The sequence below is a fragment of the Variovorax sp. UC74_104 genome, from assembly GCF_044055375.1.
In the GTDB taxonomy this organism is placed as follows: Bacteria; Pseudomonadota; Gammaproteobacteria; order Burkholderiales; family Burkholderiaceae_C; genus Variovorax.
In genome coordinates, this window is sequence record NZ_CP171978.1 from 2,352,608 (window position 1) to 2,375,610 (window position 23,003).

The 23,003-nt window shown below is 69.1% G+C and carries 19 protein-coding genes; 6 read left to right on the forward strand and 13 right to left on the reverse strand.

The features are described 5' to 3' along the window. Position 1 precedes the first annotated feature (1 nt). The 8 genes from ACHMXA_RS10985 to ACHMXA_RS11020 all read right to left on the reverse strand — a co-directional run bounded on the left by ACHMXA_RS10985 (position 2) and on the right by ACHMXA_RS11020 (position 11,256). Positions 2 to 1,327 (reverse strand): MFS transporter, encoded by a 1,326-nt coding sequence (locus tag ACHMXA_RS10985; RefSeq protein ID WP_395320671.1) that lies wholly within the window; start codon positions 1,325 to 1,327, stop codon positions 2 to 4. A gap of 37 nt (positions 1,328 to 1,364) precedes the next feature. Continuing rightward, positions 1,365 to 2,066 carry a hypothetical protein gene (locus ACHMXA_RS10990; protein ID WP_395320672.1) on the reverse strand — a complete coding sequence of 234 codons (702 nt, stop codon included), beginning with the start codon at positions 2,064 to 2,066 and terminating at the stop codon, positions 1,365 to 1,367. Between the two features lie 144 nt (positions 2,067 to 2,210). Continuing rightward, positions 2,211 to 3,128 (reverse strand): LysR family transcriptional regulator, encoded by a 918-nt coding sequence (locus tag ACHMXA_RS10995; protein ID WP_395320673.1) that lies wholly within the window; start codon positions 3,126 to 3,128, stop codon positions 2,211 to 2,213. Between the two features lie 70 nt (positions 3,129 to 3,198). Further along, positions 3,199 to 3,564, reverse strand: a complete 366-nt coding sequence (locus tag ACHMXA_RS11000; protein WP_395320674.1) for a SnoaL-like domain-containing protein — start codon at positions 3,562 to 3,564, stop codon at positions 3,199 to 3,201. Positions 3,565 to 3,666: 102 nt separating this feature from the next. Continuing rightward, positions 3,667 to 4,020, reverse strand: a complete 354-nt coding sequence (locus tag ACHMXA_RS11005; protein ID WP_395320675.1) for an NIPSNAP family protein — start codon at positions 4,018 to 4,020, stop codon at positions 3,667 to 3,669. After that, positions 4,017 to 4,424 (reverse strand): 2OG-Fe(II) oxygenase, encoded by a 408-nt coding sequence (locus ACHMXA_RS11010; protein WP_395320676.1) that lies wholly within the window; start codon positions 4,422 to 4,424, stop codon positions 4,017 to 4,019. The genes ACHMXA_RS11005 and ACHMXA_RS11010 overlap by 4 nt, the downstream gene beginning before the upstream one ends. Before the next feature lie 43 nt (positions 4,425 to 4,467). After that, positions 4,468 to 5,130 (reverse strand): hypothetical protein, encoded by a 663-nt coding sequence (locus tag ACHMXA_RS11015; protein WP_395320677.1) that lies wholly within the window; start codon positions 5,128 to 5,130, stop codon positions 4,468 to 4,470. 105 nt (positions 5,131 to 5,235) lie between these two features. After that, complete coding sequence (locus tag ACHMXA_RS11020; RefSeq protein ID WP_395320678.1) at positions 5,236 to 11,256, reverse strand: alpha-2-macroglobulin family protein; 6,021 nt, start codon at positions 11,254 to 11,256, stop codon at positions 5,236 to 5,238. Positions 11,257 to 11,451: 195 nt separating this feature from the next. Between ACHMXA_RS11020 and opgC the strand changes: the two genes are divergently transcribed. Beyond that, positions 11,452 to 12,594, forward strand: a complete 1,143-nt coding sequence (opgC, locus tag ACHMXA_RS11025; RefSeq protein ID WP_395320679.1) for an OpgC domain-containing protein — start codon at positions 11,452 to 11,454, stop codon at positions 12,592 to 12,594. Positions 12,595 to 12,637: 43 nt separating this feature from the next. On the opposite strand, the gene ACHMXA_RS11030 is transcribed toward opgC, so the two are convergent. The 3 genes from ACHMXA_RS11030 to ACHMXA_RS11040 form a co-directional block, all read right to left on the reverse strand. Then, positions 12,638 to 13,183: an SGNH/GDSL hydrolase family protein gene (locus ACHMXA_RS11030; RefSeq protein ID WP_395320680.1), complete on the reverse strand. Its 546-nt coding sequence runs from the start codon at positions 13,181 to 13,183 to the stop codon at positions 12,638 to 12,640. 318 nt (positions 13,184 to 13,501) lie between these two features. After that, complete coding sequence (locus tag ACHMXA_RS11035) at positions 13,502 to 14,254, reverse strand: anti-sigma factor domain-containing protein (RefSeq protein ID WP_395320681.1); 753 nt, start codon at positions 14,252 to 14,254, stop codon at positions 13,502 to 13,504. A gap of 34 nt (positions 14,255 to 14,288) precedes the next feature. Then, entirely contained in the window at positions 14,289 to 14,864 is a 576-nt protein-coding gene (locus ACHMXA_RS11040) for an RNA polymerase sigma factor (protein ID WP_395320682.1), read from the reverse strand. Positions 14,865 to 15,019: 155 nt separating this feature from the next. On the opposite strand from ACHMXA_RS11040, the gene ACHMXA_RS11045 reads away from it, so the two are divergent. Together ACHMXA_RS11045 and ACHMXA_RS11050 are read left to right on the forward strand one after the other, a co-directional pair. Then, entirely contained in the window at positions 15,020 to 15,559 is a 540-nt protein-coding gene (locus ACHMXA_RS11045) for a hypothetical protein (protein ID WP_395320683.1), read from the forward strand. A gap of 34 nt (positions 15,560 to 15,593) precedes the next feature. After that, positions 15,594 to 16,916, forward strand: coding sequence for a hypothetical protein (locus tag ACHMXA_RS11050; RefSeq protein ID WP_395320684.1), 1,323 nt, complete (start codon positions 15,594 to 15,596; stop codon positions 16,914 to 16,916). 22 nt (positions 16,917 to 16,938) lie between these two features. Here ACHMXA_RS11050 and ACHMXA_RS11055 read toward each other — a convergent pair whose 3' ends face one another. Together ACHMXA_RS11055 and argH are read right to left on the reverse strand one after the other, a co-directional pair. After that, complete coding sequence (locus tag ACHMXA_RS11055) at positions 16,939 to 18,414, reverse strand: rhomboid family intramembrane serine protease (RefSeq protein ID WP_395320685.1); 1,476 nt, start codon at positions 18,412 to 18,414, stop codon at positions 16,939 to 16,941. Positions 18,415 to 18,445: 31 nt separating this feature from the next. Next, a complete protein-coding gene (gene argH, locus ACHMXA_RS11060) occupies positions 18,446 to 19,843 on the reverse strand; it encodes an argininosuccinate lyase (protein WP_395320686.1) in 1,398 nt (465 codons plus the stop codon). 56 nt (positions 19,844 to 19,899) lie between these two features. Here argH and ACHMXA_RS11065 point away from each other — a divergent pair, with 56 nt between their 5' ends. The 3 genes from ACHMXA_RS11065 to ACHMXA_RS11075 are packed head-to-tail and all read left to right on the forward strand — an operon-like array spanning position 19,900 to position 22,993. Beyond that, on the forward strand, positions 19,900 to 20,982 hold the full coding sequence (locus ACHMXA_RS11065) for a sensor histidine kinase (protein ID WP_371132172.1): 1,083 nt from the start codon (positions 19,900 to 19,902) through the stop codon (positions 20,980 to 20,982). Then, complete coding sequence (locus ACHMXA_RS11070) at positions 20,979 to 21,725, forward strand: LytR/AlgR family response regulator transcription factor (protein WP_395320687.1); 747 nt, start codon at positions 20,979 to 20,981, stop codon at positions 21,723 to 21,725. Before ACHMXA_RS11065 ends, ACHMXA_RS11070 begins: the two co-directional genes overlap by 4 nt. Beyond that, a complete protein-coding gene (locus ACHMXA_RS11075; protein ID WP_176664426.1) occupies positions 21,722 to 22,993 on the forward strand; it encodes an AI-2E family transporter in 1,272 nt (423 codons plus the stop codon). Before ACHMXA_RS11070 ends, ACHMXA_RS11075 begins: the two co-directional genes overlap by 4 nt. The last annotated feature ends 10 nt before the right edge of the window (positions 22,994 to 23,003 follow it).

The window sequence follows — 23,003 nt, forward strand, 5'->3', positions numbered from 1 at the left end:
ATCAGCTCTCCAGCGGGCGCTTGGCGGTTTCGCGGGCCACCGCGAGGGCGATCAGCGTCACGCCCAGCGCGGCCACCACGTAGAACGACACGGCCACCGTGCTGCCCCAGGACTTGAACAGGCTCGCGATGATCAGCGGCGCGAAGCCGCCGCCCACGATGCCCGCCAGCGTGTAGGCCAGCGAGGCGCCGGCGTAGCGCACGCGGCCGGGGAACTGCTCGGTGACGAAGGCGGCCTGCGGGCCGTACATCATCGCGTGGATCAGCAGGCCCACCACCACCGCCGCGCAGATCGCGACCGGGTGCGCGCTGTCCATCAGCACGAAGAACACGAAGGCCCACACCATGCCCAGCAGCGCGCCGGCGATGTACACCGGCCGGCGGCCGATGCGGTCGGAGAGGCTGCCGAACCACGGCACCGCGATCGCGTTGCAGGCCGCGCCGATCATCGTGGCGGTGAGCGCCAGCGGCCGCGACAGGTGCAGCACCGTCGTCACGTAGGTCAGCGTGAACACCACCACCAGCGCATACAGCACGTCGGAGCCGATGCGCGAGCCGCCGGCCACCAGCAGGCGGCGCCAGTGCTGGGTGAGCACTTCCTTGATGGGCGTCTTGGCCGTGGCCTTCTTCTCTTCCATCTCGCGGAAGACGGGCGTCTCGTCCACGCCGCGGCGCAGCCACAGGCCGAACAGCACCAGCGCCACGCTGGAGATGAAGGGAATGCGCCAGCCCCAGTTCTGGAAGTCTTCCGGGCTCAGCCAGGCCGACACCGCGGCGATGAAGCCGGTGCCGATCAGCGTGCCGCACGAGGGGCCCACCTGCGTGAACGAAGCGTTGCGGCCGCGCTCGTCGGGCTTGCCGTGCTCCATCGACAGCAGCACCGCGCCGGCCCATTCGCCGCCGAGCGCCACGCCCTGCACGAAGCGCAGCGCCACCAGCGCGACGGGCGCCCAGATGCCCCAGCTCGCGTAGGTCGGCAGTAGGCCCATGAGCCCGGTGGAGACGCCCATGATGACCAGCGTGGCCACCAGCACGAAGCGCCGGCCCAGCCGGTCGCCGAGGTGGCCGAACACCACGCCGCCCAGCGGACGCGAGATGTAGCCGACCGCGTAGGTCGAGAACGCGAGGATGGTGCCCGTGAGCGGGTCGAACGACGGGAAGAACACCGCGTTGAAGACCAGCGCGGCCATGATGTTGTAGACGGTGAAGTCGTACCACTCCAGCGTGGTGCCGATGGAGCTGGCCATGGCCAGCCGGCCCATCTTCGCGGACCCGTGCGCAGGCGGCGTGGCTGCGGTGGCCGCAGCGGGGAGAACATGTTCGGTCATGGAAATACCTTTGTTCGGTGAAGACATGGAAGTCGGTTCAGGCCAGCTCGGCCGCGCCCAGCTTCCAGCCGAGCGCGAGCAGCCAGCCGGTGGCGGGATCGGCGTCGAGGGCGGAGGCGGCCGCGGCGCGCGCGGCGCGGGCCGCGGCTTCGCTGCTGGTCTCTATCACCAGCATCGGCTGCAGCACGCGGCCTTCGGTGGATTCGCGCGGCAGCGGCGTGCTGAGCGCAACGTCCGGCACGAGCAGGTACGACTGCACGAGCAGGTACGACTGCACGAAGCCTGCGTGCTCCTTCCTCAGCCGCTGGCCGATGCGCTCGGCGCCTTGCACCAGCGCCCCGGCATCGGCGGCCGCGGCCAGCGGCAGCACGACCACGTGGCTGCCGCTGCCGAAGCCCGTCACGGCGCGCACGGCGCACACGCGGCGCACCGGCTGGCGCATGCGCTCGAGATTGGCGACCGACCACGGCGTCTGCTTCTCGAACGCGGCGCGGTAGCCGGGCGAGCCGAACACCGCGAGCGATTCGGTGCGGTACAGGCCCAGGTACTTGCGCCCGCCCTCGAGCGAGAAGTAGCGCGCGCCCGAGAGAAAGCCTGGAATGCGCACGCGCTCTTCCACGTGCTCCTGGTCGTACCAGCGGTTGAAGTCGGCCTCGTCGGCCGGCTCCACGTCGGACGCGACGAACAGCATGCCGTTTGCCGTCGCTGCTGCGGAAGAAGAGGAGTCAGTGGTGTTCATGGCGGCGGAAGAGCGTCGGGCCTTCGAAAAAATGAAGGCGCGATCTTCCGTCGCAGGGTCGGACTGTCACAAACGAGTTTTTCTGGGCGACAGCCACAAGAATTACTGGCCCCTTTTCGGGGCCTGGATGCGCCATTTCGAGGGTTAACCCTCTGTGGAGGCGCTCCATGTTGGTGCGACGGCCGAGGTCGTGAACTGGTCGGAGGCCCGGCAGGCCAGCTCGGCCACGAGCCGGATGGCATCGGAGTCGGCGGCTTCGAGGTGGCTCACGACGATGCGCTGGGGCGAGATGAGCGCGTCGCACTCGATGATGCGCACGTCGCCGGTGGCCACGTATTCGAAGCAGGGCGGCAGCGGCACCAGCGCGTTGCCGAAGCCCGCCTTCACCAGCCGCGCGAGCGCCGAGATCGAACTCACGCAGTGCACCTTGCCCAGCGGAATGCCTGCCGCGCGGAACAGGTTCTTCAGCGCCTCGTGCGGCTGCGAGCCGGGGCTCATCGTGAGCACGGGCTGGCGCAGCAGCTGCTCGACGGTCTGCGTGCCCTCGGCGCCGGGCGGCCCGACCCAGCCCATTGGCATCGGCAGGCAGGGCGTGCTCACGATGCCCGCGCCGGCGATGTGGTCGGTCTGCAGCGCGATGTCGAGCGCGCCTTCGCGCAGTCCGCGGTGCAGCGCCAGCGTGGTCTCGGAGGTCAGCTGCACCTCGATGCCCGGATAGGTGGAGCGCAGGTTGGTGAGAAAGCCCAGCAGCCAGGTGTGGACCACGGTCTCGATGGCGCCGATGCGCACCAGCCCGAGGATGTCGCCGCGCGGACGGCCGAGCGAGACGATCTCGCGGCGCAGCTCCAGCAGCCGCTCGCCGTAGTCCATCAGCCGCACGCCGACGGGCGTGAGCCGCAGCTCGCGCGCGTCGCGTTCGAACAGGCGCGCGCCGATGTCTTCTTCGAGGGAGGCGACGCGGTTGGAGACCGCCGCCTGCGTGATGTGGAGCCGGTCGCTCGCGGCGCGGAAGCTGCCCAGCCGCGCGGCCCAGAGAAAGGCTTCTACAAATCTTGTGTTCATGGGGGCACCTGCGGGCCATTCTGCCCGCATCGCGCCTGCACGAGAACTTGTGTCCTACCGCGGCCGCTTGCTAGCCGGCGTCGTAGAAGAACTCTTCCCGCACGATCTTCCCGTCCTTGACGGTGTAGAGCGCCATTTCCTCCATGGTGAAGCGGTGGCCGGTGGCCTTCATCGTCACGTCGAAGCGGAAGCCGACGATGAAGCGGTCGTCGTGCGGCCACGGGCCGGCGACCTGCATGGCATGCACTTCATGGTTGGAGGTCCACCATTCGCCCTTGGCCCTGATGGCCGCAAGGCCGACCGCCTCGCGCGCCTGGCCGGGCGGGGCGCTGGCCTCGACGCTCACGGCCTCGGGTGCATAGAGCACCTGGGCACCTTCGAAATTTCCGTCCTTGCACAGCGCCACGAGCCTGTCGGCGATTTCCTTGGTGTTCATGAGTTGTTTCTCCTGCGAACGTTGGGGGGGAACGAGCGAACGAACGAAGACCGGGGGCGCAGTTTAGGCCTGCGGTGCCTGTCTTTTCCCGGCTTTTGTTTCTCAGCGGGAATCGGGGCCGTTGAGCATGCGCATGCTGTCGACGGCTTCGGGCGAGGCCCACAGCAAGGTGTTCAGGTAGGTCTCGATGCGATCCACCAGCGCGCCGCGCGGTCCCTCGCGCCATTCCGCGGAGCCGTAGAACGCGGCCTGCTCGGCTTCGAGCGCTGCGCGGTCGGCATAGGCGCGCACGAGGTGGTAGGTCTCCTCCTCGTGGTCCGACCTGCCGTAGGCGACCACGTCCATGCCCTTGTCGCGCAGCATCGGCACCGCGCGTTCGTGCATGGCCTGGTGGAAGGCATCGAGGGTGCCGGGCTTGAGCCGGTAGGTTCGGATCTCCAGCAGCATCTGCTTCATGGCGGCGGCCTTTCTCCAGCGTCGGACCTGCCCGGCCGCAGCACCCAGCCGAGCGAGAACACATAGCGGCTGCCGCCCACCACCCGCGTCACGCTGTGCTCGCAGGCATCGGGGCGGAACAGCTTGATGCGCCGTGTCGCGAAGATCGGCGTGGCGCAGACGAACTCGCCGCCCGAGCGCGGCGACTTCAGCACGATGTTCAGCCGGTAGTGCCGCCCAGCCTGCACCGGGTCGGTGTGCGGCGTGATCTCCGAGCCCTCGGGGTAGCGGATGAGGTAGCTGTCGAACGGCAGCGGCCAGCGCGCCGTGAGCAGCAGCATCTTGTCGTAGCCCGAGCCCTGGCGTCCGCGCTGCCAGCGGAAGGCCAGGGAGAAGTAGTTGCGCAGTTCGGTGGCAAAACTCATGCGGGATGTCGGGGAGCCTCCAGGCCGCGCATTCTGAACCGATTCAGCAGAAGACGATCGCCGTCTTGTGCTCGATGCTCAGCCGCGCCGATTCGTACAGCAGCAGCCACGACACGTACTCGCGGTACAGGCTGTCGTCTTCCTCGACCAGGCCGTCGATGCGTTCGGCTTCCTCGTCGGAGAGCTTGCCGTTCTCGAGGCGGATGCCCAGGGCGGGGGCGACGAACACCAGCTCGTCGAGCAGCCGCTGGGACGAGCCGAGCATGCCGCCGGGCAGGCCGCCGGCTTCTTCATCCTCGCTGCCGCTTTCCTCGTCGAACAGCACTTCGTCGAAATCGACTGGAACGTAGAAGCCTTCCGCATCCGAATGGCACAGCAGGTGGCTTTCGCAGCCGTCTAGCAGCGCCTGGATCTTCGGGTCGGCCGTGGGATCGACGTCGTCGGCCAGCGGCGTGGCCACCCAGTCGGGCGACAGCACGCGGTGCGCGTAGGCGCGGCGCAGGTAGTGGATGAAGGAGTACGGAAAACTGTCGATCGACGCGCGCGAGTCGAGTTCGAGCGGCCCGCGCGGTTCGGTGTGCGGGGGAAGCCCCGCGGCTGCGAGCACGCGGTTGACTTCGGCCAGTTCCTCCTCGAAGCCCTCGGCGCTTTCGGGGTCGTCTTCCAGCAGTTCGGCGAGCATGCCGACGCAGACAGCCAGGCCCATGGTGTTGTCCTCCAGGTTGTGGGTTCGCCGCGATGGTGAGGGCGGCCGGTGAAGGAGCGATGACCGGTCGATGCTCCTTCACCGTTTTCCAGCAGGGCCGTTTGCCTACTTCGCCGCCTCCACCTTCACCCGCGCATTCGGCGCCTCGCCGAACATCTCGGGCGCGTACATCGCCTCGACGCGGCTGGGCGGCAGCGCGAAGTCGCCGACGTTGTTCAGGCGCACGGTGTACTCCATCTTCACCACGCCCTTGGGCAGGTACTCGTAGTAGCTGCGGAAGGCCTCGAAGCTGCGTTCCTCGAAGGCCGGCCAGCCGGCGCCCGACTTCTTCTCGCCCTGGGTGGCGATCTGCGAGTCGCGGCCCAGGCCGCCGCCGAGGATGGTGGCGCCGCCCGGGATCGGGTCGCTGATGACGACCCAGGTCATGTCGGCGCTGGCGTTCACCTCCAGTGTCACGCGCAGCACGTCGCCGCGCGTGTACTTGCCCGCGGTGGCCTGCTCGACCGGGGTGATGGTCTTCTTGATGGCGTAGCCGGCCGCGAACGGCGCCTTCAGCTGCACGGCGGCGATCGACTGCAGCGTGAGCCACGGCTTGCCGGTGCCTTGCTGGGTGACCAGCAGCGTGTCGCGCACGGGGGCGCCCGAAGGCGACGCTGCCCACGGCAGGAACATCGTGTTGTTCTTCAGGTTGCCCGGCGAGGCGGGTGCGCCGAAGAAGGTGCTCTGGTTGGGCGCGCCGGCCGCGTCGCTGGTCTTCACGCGCTCGACCCTGCTCCAGTCGACCTGCGCCTTCACCGCGCCGAGCGTGGCGGCGGTGACGCCGGCCACCGGCGTGCTCTCGAACACCTTGCTGAACTTCTCCAGCGCCAGTCCGCCCCACAGGTTGGCGGTGGTGGTGTGCCAGGCGCCGTTCTGCTGGCGGCCGATGAAGCCGTTGGCGAGCTTGGCCGTCTCGTCCTTCCAGGCCGGGTCGTCCATCACGCTGAGCAGCAGGCGGGCGGTGTTGACGTCGCCGTTGGTCATCAGCCACCACCAGTAGTCGTCCTGCTCGGTGCTGAAGATCAGCTTGGTGCCCTGGTACGACAGGCGCGCCTTCAGCACGTTGTTGGCCTCGTCCAGGCGCTGCTGGCGCTGCGGCACGTCGTTCACGCGCTTGAGGATGTTGAGCCAGTCGATCACCGCGCTGGTGGGCCACTGGTTCGGCGCGATGGTGATGCTGCCGACCATTGCCCCACGGGCCTTGCCGTAACGCGAGAGCGCTTCGAGCGCGGCCAGCTTGCGCACGTCGAGGTCCTTGCGCGGGCTCCAGAAGTCGCGCGTGATGCGGCCTTCGACGAAGGCGATCAGGCCCGATTCCATCGGCGCGCGCACGTCGTCGGCGAGCGCGAAGGCGGGGTTGAGCTGGGCCGCTTCATCCGTCGCCGCGAGCAGGTACGAGGTGAGGATGTCGCTGCCGCGGTTGGCCTCGCCGTCGCGCGGCGGAAAGTAGTTGGCCAGGCCGTCGCTGTCGAGATAGGTCGGCAACTGGGCCAGCACGCCCTGCCACATCTTCGCGTCGCGCAGGCCGACCGACTTGCTGGTCTTCTGTTCGAGGCAGATGAAGGGATAGTTCGCGAACCAGTCCCGCACGCCCGGCAGGCCTTCGGCCAGCTTGGGCTGCAGAGACAGCTTGAGGCCGCCGCGGCCGGGGATGGCGTCGGCGGGTGGCGCCACGTCGAGCGTGAACGGCCCATCGACCTGCACCAGCGTGGCCTGCTGCACCGTGAGCGGCACGGAAGGCACGATGCGCTGGCGCACCTTCAGCGCATCGCGGGCACCGCCGATGGTGTCCTTGGCTTCGATCTCCCACAGGATGGCTTCGGCGCGCGTCTGCCCGAGCTGCGGGGGCGCGGTCACGGTCCATGCCACCTCGCGTGCCTCGCCGGCCGGGATGTCGACCGTCTGCGGCTCCAGCGTGAGCAGGGTGGCGCGCGGCGTGGCCTCGACCTTCATCGGCTTCTGCGTGGTGTTGCGCAGGGTGACCTGGGCGCGGAACTGGTCGTCCTCGCGCACCAGCGGCGGCAGGCCGCTGATGATCTGCAGGTCCTGCGTGGCCTGGATGCTGGCCTGTCCGGTGCCGAACAGGTTGGCGCCCGAGTCGGCCACCGCCACGATCTTGAAGGTGGTGAGCGCGTCGTTCAGCGGCACCGTCACCACGGCCTGGCCGTTGGCGTCGAGCACCACCTTCGGGTTCCACACGAGCAGGGTGTCGAGCAGCTCGCGCGTCTGTCCCTTGCCGCCGCCGCCGCCCGCGGGCACGGCCTTGCGGCCGTAGTGGCGCCGGCCGACGATTTCCATCTGCGCGGTGGAGGTGCTCACGCCCCAGCTTCGGCGCTGCAGCATCGCGTTGAGCAGGTTCCAGCTGTCGTTGGGCATCAGCTCCAGCAGGGCCTGGTCGACCGCTGCGAGCGCCACTTCGGCGCCGGCGGCCGGCTTGCCGTCTGGCAGCTTGGCGCTGATGGTGATCTGCGCCTTGCTGCGAATGGGGTAGCTGGGCTTGTCGCTGGTGACGGTCACGTCGATCTGGTGGGCGCGCGTGCCGACGCGGATCTCGGCCATGCCGAGGCGGTAGGCGGGCTTGCTCAGGTCGACCATGGCGGTCGGCGCCACGTATTCCTTGCCTTCGTACCAGAAGGCCGTCCACCACTCGCGCGGCGACTTGAAGCCCCAGGTGAAGAAGCTGTACCACGGCACCTCGCGCAGGCGGCCGCGCAGCGCGAGCACGCTCACGTAGGCGTTCGGGCCCCACTCGGGCTTGACTTCGAGGGTGACGGTCGGGTCCTTGCCGTCGAGCTTGACCACGTGGGTTTCGATGATGCCTTCGCGTTCCACCGCGACCAGCGCGGTCGCGAAGCGGAAGGGGCTGCGCACCTGGAACTTGGCGATCTCGCCGGGCTGGTAGCTCTTCTTCTCGGGCAGCACGTCGATGCGGTCGTTGTCCTCGCCGCCGAACCAGAGTTCGCCCTGCTTGGTCACGTAGACCGAGCTCACGGCCCGGGCGTCGCGGCCTTCGCTGTCGGTGGCGCTGGCGATGAGCTCGACCTCGCCGGCTTCCTTCAGCTCCGACTCGCACAGCAGCAGGCCGCGCGCGTCGCTCTTGCCGCTGCAGACGGTGCCGATGTCTTTTGTCTCGGTCTTGTTGTCGTAGGTGTAGAAGCCGCCCACCATGCGCTTGCGGCTGGTGGTGGTGATGCGCGCCACGGCGCGCACGTTGAGCGTCACGTTGGCCTGGGGCTTGCCCGAGAGGTCGAGCGCCAGCGCCTGGAACTTCAGCTTCTGGGCCGTAGAGACCCAGCCCTCAGTCTTGATGCCGGCGATGACCGAAGCGGGCCACAGCGTCTGCGTGCTGCGGATGGTCTGCACCTCGCCGTTCGGGTCGGCGTACGTGGCTTCGAGCAGCAGCTCGCGCGCGGCCTTGACCTTCGGCACCTTGTCGATGGTGACCTTGCCGGCGCCGTCCTTGTTCAGCGTGAGCGGCAGCTTGTCTGCGATCACGCGGGTGTCGTTCACGCTGTTGAGGTCTTCCTCGCCCGCGTTCGAATCCGACGCGGGCGCTGCAGCCTCGCTGCCGTCGCCCTGCGTGGCGCGCGGCGGGTTGAAGCTGAAGGCGTCGTAGTCGGGAAAACTCAGGCTCTTGCCGCGCACCATGGCCGACACGCGCACCGGCAGGTTGGCCGCGCCGCCGCCGGAGACGTAGTTGATCTGCACGTCGGCGGGCACGCTGGTGGCGGCCACCAGCGGCTTCTTCTCGGTGGGCGCGATGCGGCCTTCGAGCACGGGCAGGCGGAATTCCTCGACGCGGAAGCTGCCGGTGGAGAAGCTGCGGCCGTAGCCGTCGTCGCCATCGCCTTCACCCTCGCTGTCGCCGTTGGCGTCCTTGCCGCCGCCGGTGCGCAGCATCACCGCGTACACGCCGAGCTTGGCGGCCGGTGGAATGGCGAAGCTGTTCTCGGCGCTCAGGCCGCCGGTGGCGGTCTTGCGCCAGTTCAGCGGCTGCGTGAAGCGCTGGCCGCTGCCCACGTGGGTGATGACCAGCGTGTCGGGGCGGTTCTCGGGCAAGCCGAAGCCCTTGCTGGTCTGCGTGCGGATCAGGCTCTTCATCGACACCGTCTCGCCGGCGCGCAGCAGCGTGCGGTCGAAGATGGTGTGGGCGACGCGGTCGGCCTCGGCCTGCAGGCTGGTGGGCACGTTGAAGCGCCAGGGCTCGATGCCGCGCTGCCAGTCGCTCCAGGTGAAGGCGAGGTCTTCCACGCCCTTCTCGTCCTTGGCGCGGGCGCTGACGAACCAGGCGCCGTTGTCGTATTCGTTCGGCCCGTTGCACGAGGGCGCCTGCGGCGACACGCCGCTGAGCATGACGACGCCGTTGGCGTCGGTGGTGCCGGTGGCCACGGCCTTGCCGTCGCAGCTGGAGACGCGCACTTCGGCGCCGGCCACGACCTTGCCCTTGTCCAGCGTGGTGACCCAGGCCATCGAGTTCTCGCGGCCCAGCTTGAAGTGCACCGCCAGGTTGGTTGCCAGCGCGGTGGTGCGCACGTACATCGTGCGCCCGGCGTTGTAGCGCTCGTCGAGCAGCGCCTCGCCCAGCTTCTGCGAGGCGATCTCCAGCACGTGGAAGCCCGGCGTCAGCGGGATGCCGATGACTTCGAACGGCCGCGGATCACCCGACTCGGCCTTGGGCATGTCCAGCGCCTTCACGCCCGGCTGGCCGGCCAGCAGCGACAGCATGCGGGTCTGCAGCGAAGTGCGGTCGTCCTTGTCGATGACCGGGGGCAGCGGGCCCTTCACGTCCTTGCGCGCCTGCTCGCGCGAGACGGTGAAGCTGTCGTAGCGGCGGACCTTGCGGAACCACGCGATGATCTCCGCGTCGGTCTTCGGGTTCATGTCGCTCACCTTGCCGGGCGTGAGCGCATTTACCATCAGCTTCGGTTCCACGCGGCGCACGGTGACCGGCATCATGGCCGGCGTGTCGGGCTCGGCCAGGCGCTCGACCACGCCGAAGGGCGAGGCGGCGAACTTGGCCAGCGGCGGCATCGCGCCGGTGGCCACCTTCAGCGGGAAGTTGCCGGGCGTGGCCAGCGGGCGGCCCGAGGCGTCCTCGAACTTCGAGGGCAGCTCGATGCTGTATTGCGTGCTCTCGGCCAGCGGCGGGCCGAAGTACACGCCGTTGACCACGTCGTCGTCGCTCTGCGTGCCGCCTTCGAGCTGGGCCTTGACGGTTTGCCCGTTGCCCTTGAGCTCGATCTGCGAAGCCAGCTTGCGCGTGACCGGCGCGTTGAACGTCAGTTGCATCGGGCGCAGCGGCAGGCAGGCGGCCTGCGCGTTCTCGCGCTCGCAGCTGAAGGAGACGGCGAAGGGCTCGCGCACCTGGAACTCGATGCGGCGCTCCACGTTGTTGGCAACGCCCGAGGGCGTGGCCACGCCCTTGCCGTAGACGACCTGCACCTTGGCGCCGGGCGTGAGCGTGCGGTTGCACTGCATCGTGACGAAGCGCAGCGGGTCTTTCTCGGCCGCCTTGTCGCGGCCGAAGGCCTTGAGCAGGCCGGCGCGCTGCTCGCCGTCGAGCAGCTTCACGGGAATGCGCTCGCCCACGCCGTCGGCCGTGCACCAGACGTTCTGGCGCACGCTCTCCAGCGTGGCCGCGCCGTTGAGCTCCAGCATGAACATCTGCTGCTCGTCGATGCGGCTGTAGCTGCCCGGCATGTAGTTGCGCACGAAGGGGCCGCCGGTGTTGAACTGGTAGCGCTCGGGGCCGGTGAGCTCGCCGCTGGCGGGCTTGAAGGTGGGAATGCGGGTGACCGTGCAGCGCACGCCGGGCGGCAGGTCGTTCTCGAAGTCGTAGACCCAGGCCTTGGCGTCGGTCCAGCGCCCGGTGCCCTTGGCGGCCTGGGCGTCGTTGCAGCTCACCGCGAGCGGGGCGGGGGCCTTGGGGTCGCCGAAGTTGACGGCGGGCTGGTCGAACTTGGCGACCACCTGCCGCACGCGCGCCACTTCGCCCTGTGGCGAGAGGCTGACGATCTGGAGGGCAAAGCCCGGGCTGGACGCAAGAACGCCGCCGGCCAGGAGCAATGTTGGAAGGAAACGGTTCACTTTTTTATATCTCCACCTGAGAGGCAGCGCGCAGCGTAGCCGATTTGCACGACGGTTCGGGAGTGCCAACAGTCATAGGCCGTTGGCCCGGCCGCCGGGCGCGGGGGGCACCGTGGGCTTTACACAGCTCTTCTTACAATCGGGGCCGTCGTGCGTGCGCCGCGCGGACCGCAATCAAGACCTCGCCGCCGACCGATGAAACGCTACTGGGAAATAGACGCCTTGCGCGGGCTGATGCTCGTGCTGATGACCGTCACCCACCTGCCCACCCGGTTGACCGACCCGCTGGGCCAGCCCTTCGGCTTCGTCTCGGCCGCCGAGGGCTTCGTGCTGCTGTCGGCCTTCGTCGCCGGCCTGGTGTACAGCCGCATCGGCCACGTGCGCGGCGTCGACTCGATGCGCCAGGCCTTCTGGCGGCGCGTGCTCAAGGTCTACCTGGCCCAGGCGGCGACCCTGCTGTTCCTCTTCACAGTGATCACCGCGGTGGGCCTGCACATCGACCAGCCGGCGGTGAAGAACCTTGTGTCGTACTACCTGGCGGAGCCGCGCGAGGGTTTCATCTACGGGCTGCTGCTCATCTACGAGCCGGCGCTGCTCGACATCCTGCCGATGTACATCTTTTTCATGCTCATGAGCCCCTGGGTGCTGGCCTTCGCCATGCGCCACGGGTGGACCTGGGTGATGGCGGCGAGCGCCACCGTGTGGGCGGCGGCGCAGTTCGGCATCAGCGAATGGGTCTACGGGCTGGCGGTGCACTACCTGGGCGTGCCGGTGCCCTTCCACGAGATGGGCGCGTTCAACACCTATGCGTGGCAGTTCCTGTGGTTCGCGGGACTGTGTATCGGCGCGACCCGCAACGATCCGGGCGCGCGGCCGCTGCGCTTTCCGGCCTGGCTGGTGGCGCTGGCGGCGGGCATCGCGCTCTATGGCCTCTACTGGCGCCACACCGGCATCAATGGGCAGGCGCCGTTCGGCGGCGACGTGGAGCTGAACCTGTTGTTCGACAAGTGGCAGCTCGGCCCGCTGCGGCTGGTGAACCTGGTGGCGCTGGGCATCCTGGCGGTGCGCTTCGGGCCCTGGCTGATGCGCCGCATCCCGCGGCTGCGCTGGCTGGAGGCGATGGGCTCGGCCTCGCTGCCGGTGTTCTGCGCGCACCTCGTGGCGGTGCTGCTGGTGCTGGCCTTCTACGGCGACAGCCAGACGGCGCGGCCCTGGTGGGGCGACGGCCTGCTGCTGGCGGCGGTGTTCTCGGGGATGTATTTCGTCGCGCGCTTCACGCGCGGTGCCGACGTTCCACCGCCGGCGGACGACGTGCCATCCGAGCCCGCGCCGGCCTGAACTCGGCCTGAACCTGGCCTGAACCCGGCCTCGTCCGGCCCGGTCAGGGCAGCCCGGCCGTCGGCGTCGCCGGAGGGGCTGGCAGATGCGGCGCGATCACCGCATGCCACAGCCGGTAGCCTTCATCCGTCATGTGCAGCCTGTCGGCCCGGAAGAGCTCCGGCCGCGGACGGCCGTCGGCGCCCAGCATGGGCGTGTAGATGTCGATGAACTCGCTGTTGGGCAGCAGGTTCAGGTAGGCCGCGACGACGTGGTTGGTCTCGCGGATCTGCGGCATCAGCTGCTCGCGCGAAGGGCTGGGCTTGACCGAAATGAAGCTGATGCGCGCATCCGGTAGTTCGGCGCGCACCGCATTGGCGAAGCGCGCGAAGCTGTCGAGCACCTGCAGCGGCGTGCGGCCTTCGGCCAGGTCGTTGTCGCCCGCGTACACCATCACCTGGCGCGGCTTGTAGCGCACTACCAGGTCGCGCGCGAACAGGGCGCAGTCGGCCAGCGTGGAGCCGCCGAAGCCGCGGTTGACCACGCCGCCGGGAACGCGCGCGAAGTCCTGCTGCAGCCGGCTCCACATGCGCACCGTGGAGCTGCCCACGAACACCACGCCGCCGGGCGCCGGAAAGCGCTCCTGGTCGGCCCGGGCGAAGGCCGCGAGCTCGTTGTGCCAGCGGTCCTTGGCGGCCAGGTAGTCGCGCGCGGCCGCTGCCTCGGCGGCGGCCGTCTCGGATTCCTGGGGGAAGAAGGAAGACTGGGCATTCGCGGCCAGCGCCGCGGTCAGCAGTGCCGACCGCGGCGAGCGCGGTTTTCATCGGATGCATCGGAAAGACGGAAATGAAGGGCGGAAGGCGACTGTTGGACGGATTTTCCCTCACGACGCTCCAGCGGCCGCGATCGTTGACAGCCTGGGCCCCGCCTAGAGGGTTTTCTCGACGAGCGCGCCCTTGAACAGGATGGGCCCCTTCGGTCCGCTGCCCGGCGGCACGCCGCCCTTGGCTTCGAGCGAGATGGCCAGGGCCGGAACGGCCACGTCGGACTCCGACGCCGCCAGGCGCAGGCCCGGCGCGTTGCCGAGCACGCCCAGCGAACGCGGTGCGCCGCCCGGTGGCAGGGCCCAGAGCTGCAGCGACTTGTCGTCGCCTTCGCGGTAGCTGCCCACGCGCTGCAGCACCAGCTGCTTCTTCTTCGGATCGAAGGTCACGAGCATCGAGGCCGCGTCCTTGTCGTCGCTGAGCACGGCCACGTACTGCACCGCGGGGGCGTTCTGCAACTGGTCGCGCAGGTTCAGGCCGACCGCCACGGCCAGCACGGTGGCCAGCGCGCCGGCGGCCGTGGCGGTGCGCCACAGCGCGAGGCTGCTCAGCCAGCCGCCCTGGCGGGATTCGCCGGCGGCCCGCGCCGCCTCGCGCTGGCGTTCCAGGGCGAGCGCCGACTGCTCGGCGTCGATCATGTTGCGGATGCGGGTCCACACGGCCGGATCGGGCGCGACCGAGGGCTGCAGTTCCGTCATGCTCGCGAGCCGGCCTTGCCAGACCAGCGCGGCGGCGCGCACCGGCGCCTGTTCGCGCGCCAGGGCCTCGAAGCGGCGGCGGGCGCCGCCGCGCAGGGTGCCCAGCGCGTGGCTTGCGGCCAGCAGCTCGAGCAGTTCGGGGTGTGCGAGGAGGTTCATGGGGTGACAGCCTTTTTCTTCGTCGCCATCGCTCTCACGCAAAGCGCCCCATGCAGACGCGCAGCTTCTCCAGCCCGCGCCGAATCCATGTCTTGACCGTGCCGAGCGGCAGCCTGAGCTGTTCGGCCAGCTCTCCATGGCTCATGTCGCGCAGGTAGGCCAGGCTGACCACCTCGCGCTGGCGGCCCTCGAGCTGGCTCAGGCACTGGTGCAGCGCCCAGGCCTGCTCGCTGGCATCGGCCGTGTCGGCCGGGCTGGGCGCGTCCGATTCGAGCTGGTCGGCCAGCTGCTCGTCGAATTCCTGCGTGAGCTGGGCGCGGTCGGCGGTGCGGCGGCGCAGCAGGTCGAGCGCCCGGCTGCGCACGATGAGCCCGAGCCAGGCCAGCGGCGGGCTGAGCGAGGCGCGGTAGTCGCCGGCAACCCGCCAGACTGTCAGAAAGCTCTCCTGCAGCACGTCTTCCGCCCATTCGCGCTGTCGCACCACGCGCATCGCCAGGCCCATCAGCCGGGGGGAGGTCCGGTCGTAGAGCTGCCGCAGGGCGGCTTCGTCGCGATGGCCGATCCGGTCGATCAGCGCCATCAGTTCGGCGTCGGGGCTGGGTGCTGGCATCCGCGGATTGTGGAGCATCGATGCGCATGCCCGGTATACGGAGCGGCCGGGCCGCCGGATTCAATGCGCCGCGCAAATGAAGCCTTTTGGAAACATTTGTGACCGTATACTGCCTTGCAAAAACCGAGGGACCGCGCACGCGCGGACGGAGAAGAATGAAGCGAATTGTGATCGTGATCGCGCTCTGCGTGGGCGCGTGGTACTTCTTTATCGGCGGGCGCAAGCTCGACGAGCCGATGGTGCGCGACTACTACCAGAAGGAAGCCCACGCCATCTACTCGCGCGATGCCGAGGCGCTGTGCAAGCAGCTCAGCCGCAAGGCCCGCATCGAGAGCAAGACCACGATGATGGGGAAGACGGTCGAGAGCTCCCACAACCGCGACGAGGCCTGCCAGGCGACCCGCGATGCCTTCGAGACCTTCATCAAGGTCGGCGAACGGATGGGCGGCATCCTCACCATCGAGTACGAGTACCACATCGACGGCATCGAGGTGGCCCCCGACCGCAAGAGCGCCACCGTCAAGGGCACCAGCGTGCTGAAGATGGGCGAGTCGCTGCTGCAGTACAAGACCAGCTTCACCCAGCGCCTGGAGCGCGAACTCGGCCAGATGCGCCTCGTGCGTGCCGACGAGGCCACGGTGATGCGCATGGGCGGCGCCGGCGCCATGAGCCAGAGCGATTTCTTCCGCAAGTAGCAAGAAGAAAAGAAAAGGAAGCAGGGGAGTTGCCATGATCGTCGTCAAGGATGCGCTGCGGTCGCCACCGCCTTTCTGGCACCGCCTGAACAGCTTCTTCGCCTTTCCTTTCCAGATGCGGCCGCTGGCCTACGGCCTGCTGCTGTCGTTCTGCAGCCTGCTCTTCGACGCCATCTTCTTCCTGCCCGATGCGCTGGCGCTCTTCGTGATCGAGGTCGGCATCATGCTGGCGGCCAGCCGCTACGGCTTCAAGATCATCGCGCTGGGCGCGCGCGGCATCCGCGACTCGGCCGACTTCGGCCGAGAGTCGAGCGACGACTGGACCTACATGCCCTGGAAGCTCTTCGCCATCTCGCTGGTGCAGGCCTTCCTGATCGGCTGGCTGGCCTGGTACGCGCCGATCCTGGGCACGGTGGGGCTCTTCGTGATGTCCTTCACCTTCCCGGCGGCGGTGATCGTGCTGGTGCAGTCGGCCAGCTTCTTCCAGGCGATGAACCCCGGCCACGTGATGGACGCGATGCGCACCATCGGCTGGCCTTACGCGCTGCTGTGCTTTTTCCTCTTCCTGCTGAGCACCGGCGCGCAGGTGGCGTTGGCGATGGTGCTGCCGATGTTCGACGGGCGCATCGTGCTGCCGATCGTCAACTTCGCCTTCATCTACTTCGGCTGGGTGATGGCGAGCCTGCTGGGCTACGTGATGTTCCAGCACCATGACGCCTTCGGCTTCGACGCCGTGCCGGGCAGCGAACTGCCCGACGGCGCGCCGGTCGACCGCCGCACGCCCGCGCAGATCGAGGCGCAGCGCATCGACGCCGAGGTGGCGCAGTTCATCACCGAAGGCGACCTCGCCGCGGCGCTGGGGACGGCCTACGAGGCGCAGCGCACGGCCGACTCCAACGACCTCTCGGCGCAGCGCCGCTACCACCGCGTGCTGGCGCTGATGCCCGAGAAAAAAGACACCATGCTCGACCAGGCGAAGCGCTTCATACCGCTGCTGATGCGGCGCGACCTGGGCTCCGAGGCGCTCAAGGTCTTCAAGGCCTGCAAGGAGCGCGACAAGGCTTTTGCGCTCGACGACCCGGCCATGGTCATCGCCATGGCCCGCGCCGAATGGCGCAACGGCGACGCGCACGCCACGCTGGCGCTGCTGTCGGGCTTCGACAAGCGCTTCCGCGGGCACGAGGCCATTCCGCAGGCTTACGAGCTCGCGGCGCGCGCGCTGGTGCAGGGGCTTGGCCGCGCCGACATGGCCCAGCCGATCCTCGCGACGATGGAAGCGCGCTACCCCGACAGTGAGCAGACGCAGGAAGTGCGCTGGCTGCTGCGGCCGGCGGCGCCGCCGGCGCAGACGGCATAGGCGGCACCGAGCGCAGGCGCCCTCAGGCGTTCTGCAGCGCCCGCGTCACCATGTCGTTCGGCGCAAGCCGCAGCAGATGCGGCAGCAGGCCGAGCGCCTTGTCGCGCAGGCCCGCATGCAGCAGGCCGTTGGCGCAGGTGGAGAGCGTGTCGGCCAGCTCGGGGTGGTCGGGCGCTGTTTTCAGCAGGATGCGGCAGAGCCGGTCGGCGTCGTCGAACTGGCGGATGCGGGCGAAGCGGCGCGCGAGCCGGGCCATGTCTTCCGGCTTGAGCCGAACGCCGGGACGCGCCTGGTCGAGGTAGGCCTGGAAGCTGGCGTGCTGCAGCGCCAGCGTGTCTTCGTCGGTGGCGGGCAGGCGGAAGATGCGGCGCGCGGCCTGGTGGAAGTCATCGCTCGCGGGCTGCAGGCGCGCGGTGTTGAACCAGGCGCGCAGCGTCTCGGCGTCGTTGGGGCGCAGCGCGGCGGCGGCGCGCCATTCGGCGCAGGCGCGGTCGAACTTCATTGCCGAGCCGAACCTGCGGGCCGCGGCCACGTGCTCGTCGAAGCGGTCGTCGTCGCGCACCATCTCCGACTTGACGGTCTCGGGCGTCTTCACGCGGCCCAGCAGCATGGCGCCGTACATCAGCGTGGCGCCGGTCAGCAGGCCGCCGAGGTGGGCCATGTAGGCGATGCCCTGGCCGCCCAGCCAGTGCTGCATCAGCTCGTTGGCGATCCAGGCCGGCAGCAGCAGCAGGGCCGGCGCGGTGACGTAGTTGAAATAGAAGAACAGCTGGTAGAAGAAGCGGATGCGCCGCAGGCGGTACATCACCGCGTACATGCCCATCAGCGCCGAGACCGCACCCGAGGCGCCCAACCCGTAGGTGCCCCCGGCATAGGCCCAGCCGGCCAGCACCGAGGCGCCGACCGCGCCCAGCAGGTAGAACGCCAGGTAGGTGCCGCGCCCCAGCGCCAGCTCCACCGAGAAGCCGAAGAGGAACAGGAACAGCATGTTGCCCAGCAGGTGGCCGGTGCTGCCGTGCAAGAAGGCGTTGGTGATCCAGGTCCAGGGCCTGAATTCGGCGTCCGTCGCGTAGCTCTGCGCCCAGCGTTCGGTGAAGGGCGCGGGCAGCATCGACTCGTACTGCTGGCGGGCGCGCTTCCACTCGTCGTACTGCGGGTTGTCGGGCTTGATGACCTCGTTGGCGCGCAGCTTCTGCAGGAACTTGCGGTCGTTCCGCAGGCCTTCGAGAAGCTGCGGATAGGCCTCCTCGTGCCGCAGCATGCGGCGCGCGAGCTTGCCGCGCTTGGGGTCGGTCTTCTCGAGCCACTCCACGAAGGCCGGCAGCTCCAGCTGGGGCAGCGCGCTCTTCAAGTAATAGGCGGCGGCGCGCTCCTGCCCCTTCTCTTCACTGCGCTGCGGTCCCCAGAACACGATCATGTTCACGAGGATCAGCAGCACCGTCATCCACGGTGGGTTGCGCCAGCTCGGTTTGTTCTCGAGCGGGATGGCGTAGAACACGGTGCGGCCGCTGCTGCAGTTGCGGCCGCGCTCAGCCGAGGCGGGCGCGGTGGCGGGCGACCTGCGCCTTCACCTGCGCCGGCGCCGTGCCGCCCAGGATGTTGCGCGCGTTCAGCGAACCGCGCAGGCTCAGCACGTCGTAGACGTCCTTCTCGATGCTCGGGTTGAACTGCTGCAGCACCGCCAGCGGCAGCTCGGCCAGGTCGACCTGGTGCGAGGTGGCGGCCTTCACGGCGTGGGCCACGGTCTCGTGTGCGTCGCGGAAGGGCAGGCCCTTCTTCACGAGGTAGTCGGCCAGGTCGGTGGCGGTGGCGTAGCCGCGCAGGGTGGCGGCCTCCATGGCCTCGGGCTTCACGGTGATGCCGCCGATCATCTCGGCGAAGATGCGCAGGGTGTCCTTGAGCGTGTCGACCGTGTCGAACAGCGGCTCCTTGTCTTCCTGGTTGTCCTTGTTGTAGGCCAGCGGCTGGCCCTTCATGAGCGTGATGAGCGCCATCAGGTGGCCGACCACGCGGCCGGTCTTGCCGCGCGCCAGTTCGGGCACGTCGGGGTTCTTCTTCTGCGGCATGATCGACGAGCCGGTGGTGAAGCGGTCGGCGATCTTGATGAAGCCGAAGTTCTGGCTCATCCACAGGATCAGCTCCTCGCTCATGCGGCTCACGTGCACCATGCACAGGCTGGCGGCGGAGGTGAATTCGATGGCGAAGTCGCGGTCGCTCACCGCGTCCAGGCTGTTCTGGCAGACGCCGTCCATGCCCAGGGTCCTGGCGACCAGCTCGCGGTCCAGCGGATAGCTGGTGCCGGCCAGTGCGGCGGCGCCCAGCGGCAGGCGGTTGACGCGCCTGCGGACCTCGCTCATGCGTTCCGCGTCGCGGCTGAACATTTCCACGTAGGCCAGCATGTGGTGGCCGAAGCTCACCGGCTGCGCCACCTGCAGGTGGGTGAAGCCCGGCAGGATCACGTCGACGTTCTTTTCGGCGATGTCCACCAGCGCTTTCTGCAACTCGACCAGCAGGTCGCCGATCAGGTCGATCTCGCCGCGCAGCCACAGGCGCACATCGGTGGCGACCTGGTCGTTGCGGCTGCGGCCGGTGTGCAGGCGCTTGCCGGCGTCGCCGACCAGCTGGGTCAGGCGGGCCTCGATGTTCAGGTGCACGTCTTCCAGGTCGAGCTTCCACTCGAAGGCGCCGGATTCGATCTCGGAACGGATCTGCGCCATCCCGCGCTCGATTGCGGCGTGGTCCTGCACGCTGATGATGCCCTGCGCCGCCAGCATGCCGGCATGTGCCAGCGAGCCGTGGATGTCGGCCTGCCACAGGCGCTTGTCGAAGAAGACGCTGGAGGTGTAGCGCTTCACGAGGTCGCTCATCGGTTCGGAGAAAAGGGCCGACCAGGCTTCGGATTTCTTGTCGAGTTGGTTTTGGGTCATGGGAGCCGTCCTGGAGGCAATAATGGGTTGGTTACCCGATGGATCAGATGTCTGCGATGCGCAACCCGGCGATTTTATCGGCCAGCTCTTCCCCCACGCCCCCGCCGTCGTCGGAAAGGGCGCGCGCGGCCGCGTCCCCGGCGCGCGGCGGGCCGTCGATCTTCGACGCCTGCCAGATCGGCGTGGTGCTGCGCACGGTGGTGTTCGTCGAGGCGGTGGTGGCCATCGCAGCCCTTTTCGTGGTCTCCACGCCCGGCGAATGGCTGGTGCAGACCGCCACCATCACCGGCGGGGCGCTGCCCGCCACGCTGCTGTGGCTGGTGAGCGCCTGCGGCCTCAAGAAGCCGCTGCGGCGGCTGCCCAAGCACTGGCAGTACACGGCCGGCGCGCTGCTCGGCGCGCTGTCGGCAACCTACGGCTGCGGCCTGCTGCGCCTGACGGGCGTGCTGGCCAGCGCGCCGTGGCTCGCCAGTGCGCTCACCGGAGCCCTGTTCGCGGGGCTGGTGATGGCCGCGATGGTGCTGCGCGCCCGGGGCCAGACGCCGGCCGCCACCACGGCGCGGCTGGAGGAGCTGCAGTCGCGCATCCGCCCGCACTTTCTTTTCAACACGCTCAACAGCGCCATCGCCCTGGTGCGCGAGGAGCCGGCCAAGGCCGAGACCATGCTCGAGGACCTGGCCGAGCTGTTCCGCCAGGCGCTGGCCGACCCGGGCGAATCGGGCACGCTGGCCGACGAGATCGCGCTGGCCGAGCGCTACCTGGCCATCGAGCAGGTGCGCTTCGGCGACCGGCTGCGCATCCGCTGGGACCTCGATGCCGCCGCCAGCAACGCGCGCCTGCCGCCGCTGCTGCTGCAGCCGCTGGTCGAGAACGCCATCAAGCACGGCGTGGAGCCCAGTCCCGAGGGCGCCAAGCTGCGCATCCGCACCGAGCGGCGCGGCAGCATGGTGGTGATCGAGGTGGTCAACAGCCTTCCGCCGCTGCGCTGGGCCGACGAGCCGCTGCCGCGCGGCCACGGCATCGCGCTGGCCAACGTGCGCGACCGGCTGCGGCTGCTGCACGACATGCAGATGCAGTTCAGCGCCGGCATGGACCAGAAAAGCTACAGAGTACGCATAGCCATTCCCGCCGAATCATGACCCTCAAGACACTCATCGTCGACGACGAAGCCCTGGCGCGCTCGCGCATGCGCACGCTGCTTCGCGACTGCACCTCGCCCGCCGCGGAAGTGGTGGCCGAAGCCTCGCAGGGCGCCGAGGCGCTGCAGCAGCTGGGCACGCTGGCGCTCGACCTGGTGCTGCTCGACGTGCACATGCCCGGCATCGACGGCATCGAGGTGGCGCGCGCGCTGCGCAGCCGCGCCGACGCACCGGCCGTGGTGTTCGTGACCGCGCACGCGGCCCATGCGGTGACGGCCTTCGATCTCGACGCGGTCGACTACCTCACGAAGCCCGTGCGCGCCGAACGCCTGCAGCAGGCGCTGCAGAAGGCCGAACGCTTCCTGAAGGAGCGCCGCGCGCTGCAGGCCGAGGCGGCGCCGGAGACGGTGCTGATCCAGGACCGGGGCCGCGCCGAACGGGTGCCGCTGTCGGAGGTGCTCTACCTCAAGTCCGAATACAAGTACCTCACGGTGCGCACAGCCACGCGCAGCCACATCCTCGACGGCTCGCTCAACGAGTTCGAGGAGCGCTACCCGCAGCGCTTCCTGCGCGTGCACCGCAATGCGCTGGTGGCGCGCGCGGCGATCCGCGCGCTGGAGAAATACGACGACGGCGAGGACGCCGAGGGCTGGGCCCTGCGGCTGGACTCGGTTCCCGAGCCCGTGGCCGTGTCGCGCCGCCAGCTCGCCGCGGTGCGCGAAGTGCTGAAGGAATCGCGATGAGCGACGACAAGCCCGCATCCACGCAAGCACCGCCGGCGGAGCAGGCGGCCGACGTGCCGCTACCGGCCGGAGCCGAACCGGAACCCGAGCCGGCACCGGCGCCCGTTCCGCAAGAGCCGCCCGAGGCCGAACCCGAGCCGCCCCCACCCCCGCCGGCGCGCGAGCGCCTGCTGCTGCACATGCCCGTCGACGTGCGCAGCGCGTCCCTGGTGGTGCTCGCGGTGCTGGCCAGCGTGTTCGCGCTGCAGTGGGGGCAGGCCGTCTTCATTCCGCTGATGCTGAGCCTGCTGCTGACCTATGCGCTGTCGCCGCTGGTCGAACTGCTGCATCGCTGGAAGCTGCCGCGCTGGATCGGCGCGGGGCTGATCCTCCTGGGCCTCTTCGGCGGCCTGGGCTGGACCGGCTATTCGCTCTCCGGCAGCGCCACGCAGCTGCTCGATTCGCTGCCGGTGGCCGCGCAGAAGCTGGGCCAGGCCATGCGCCGCGACCGGGGCGCCAGCGCCACGCCGCTGGACAACGTGCAGCAGGCGGCGGCGCAGCTCGAGAAGGCCGCCGAGGAGAACTCCGCCCGCGTGGCCTCGCGCAAGGGCGTGGCGCGCGTCATCATCGAGCGCCCGAGCTTCAACGTGCGCGACTACCTGCTCACCGGCACTGTCGGGCTGCTGAGCGCAATGGGGCAGTTCACGCTGGTGGCCTTCCTCACCTACTTCGCGCTGTGCTCGGGCGACACCTTCCGGCGCAAGCTCATCAAGATCACCGGCTCGAGCCTGCAGAAGAAGAAGGTGACGGTGCATGTGCTCGACGACATCACGCGCAACATCGAACGCTACCTGCTGGTGCAGATCCTGGTGAGCGCCATCGTGGGCGTGGCCACGGGCCTCGCGTTCTGGGCCGTCGGCATGGAGAACGCGGCCGTGTGGGGAATCATCGCGGCCGTGACCAACCTCATTCCCTACATCGGCTCGGTGATCGTGCTGGCGGCGGCCGGGCTGGTGGCCTTCCTGCAGTTCAACAGCCTGCAGATGGGGCTCGTGGTGGCCGGCATCTCGCTGGGCATCCACACCGTCGTGGGCAACCTGCTGATGCCCTGGCTCACCGGCCGTACCAGCCGCATGAACCCGGTCGCGGTGTTCGTGGGCGTGATCTTCTGGGGCTGGCTCTGGGGCATCTGGGGCCTGCTGCTGGGCATTCCGATCACGATGGTGATCAAGTCGATCTGCGACCGGGTGGAAGACCTGCAGCCGATCGGGGAGCTGCTGGGCGAGTAGCCCGGGCGGG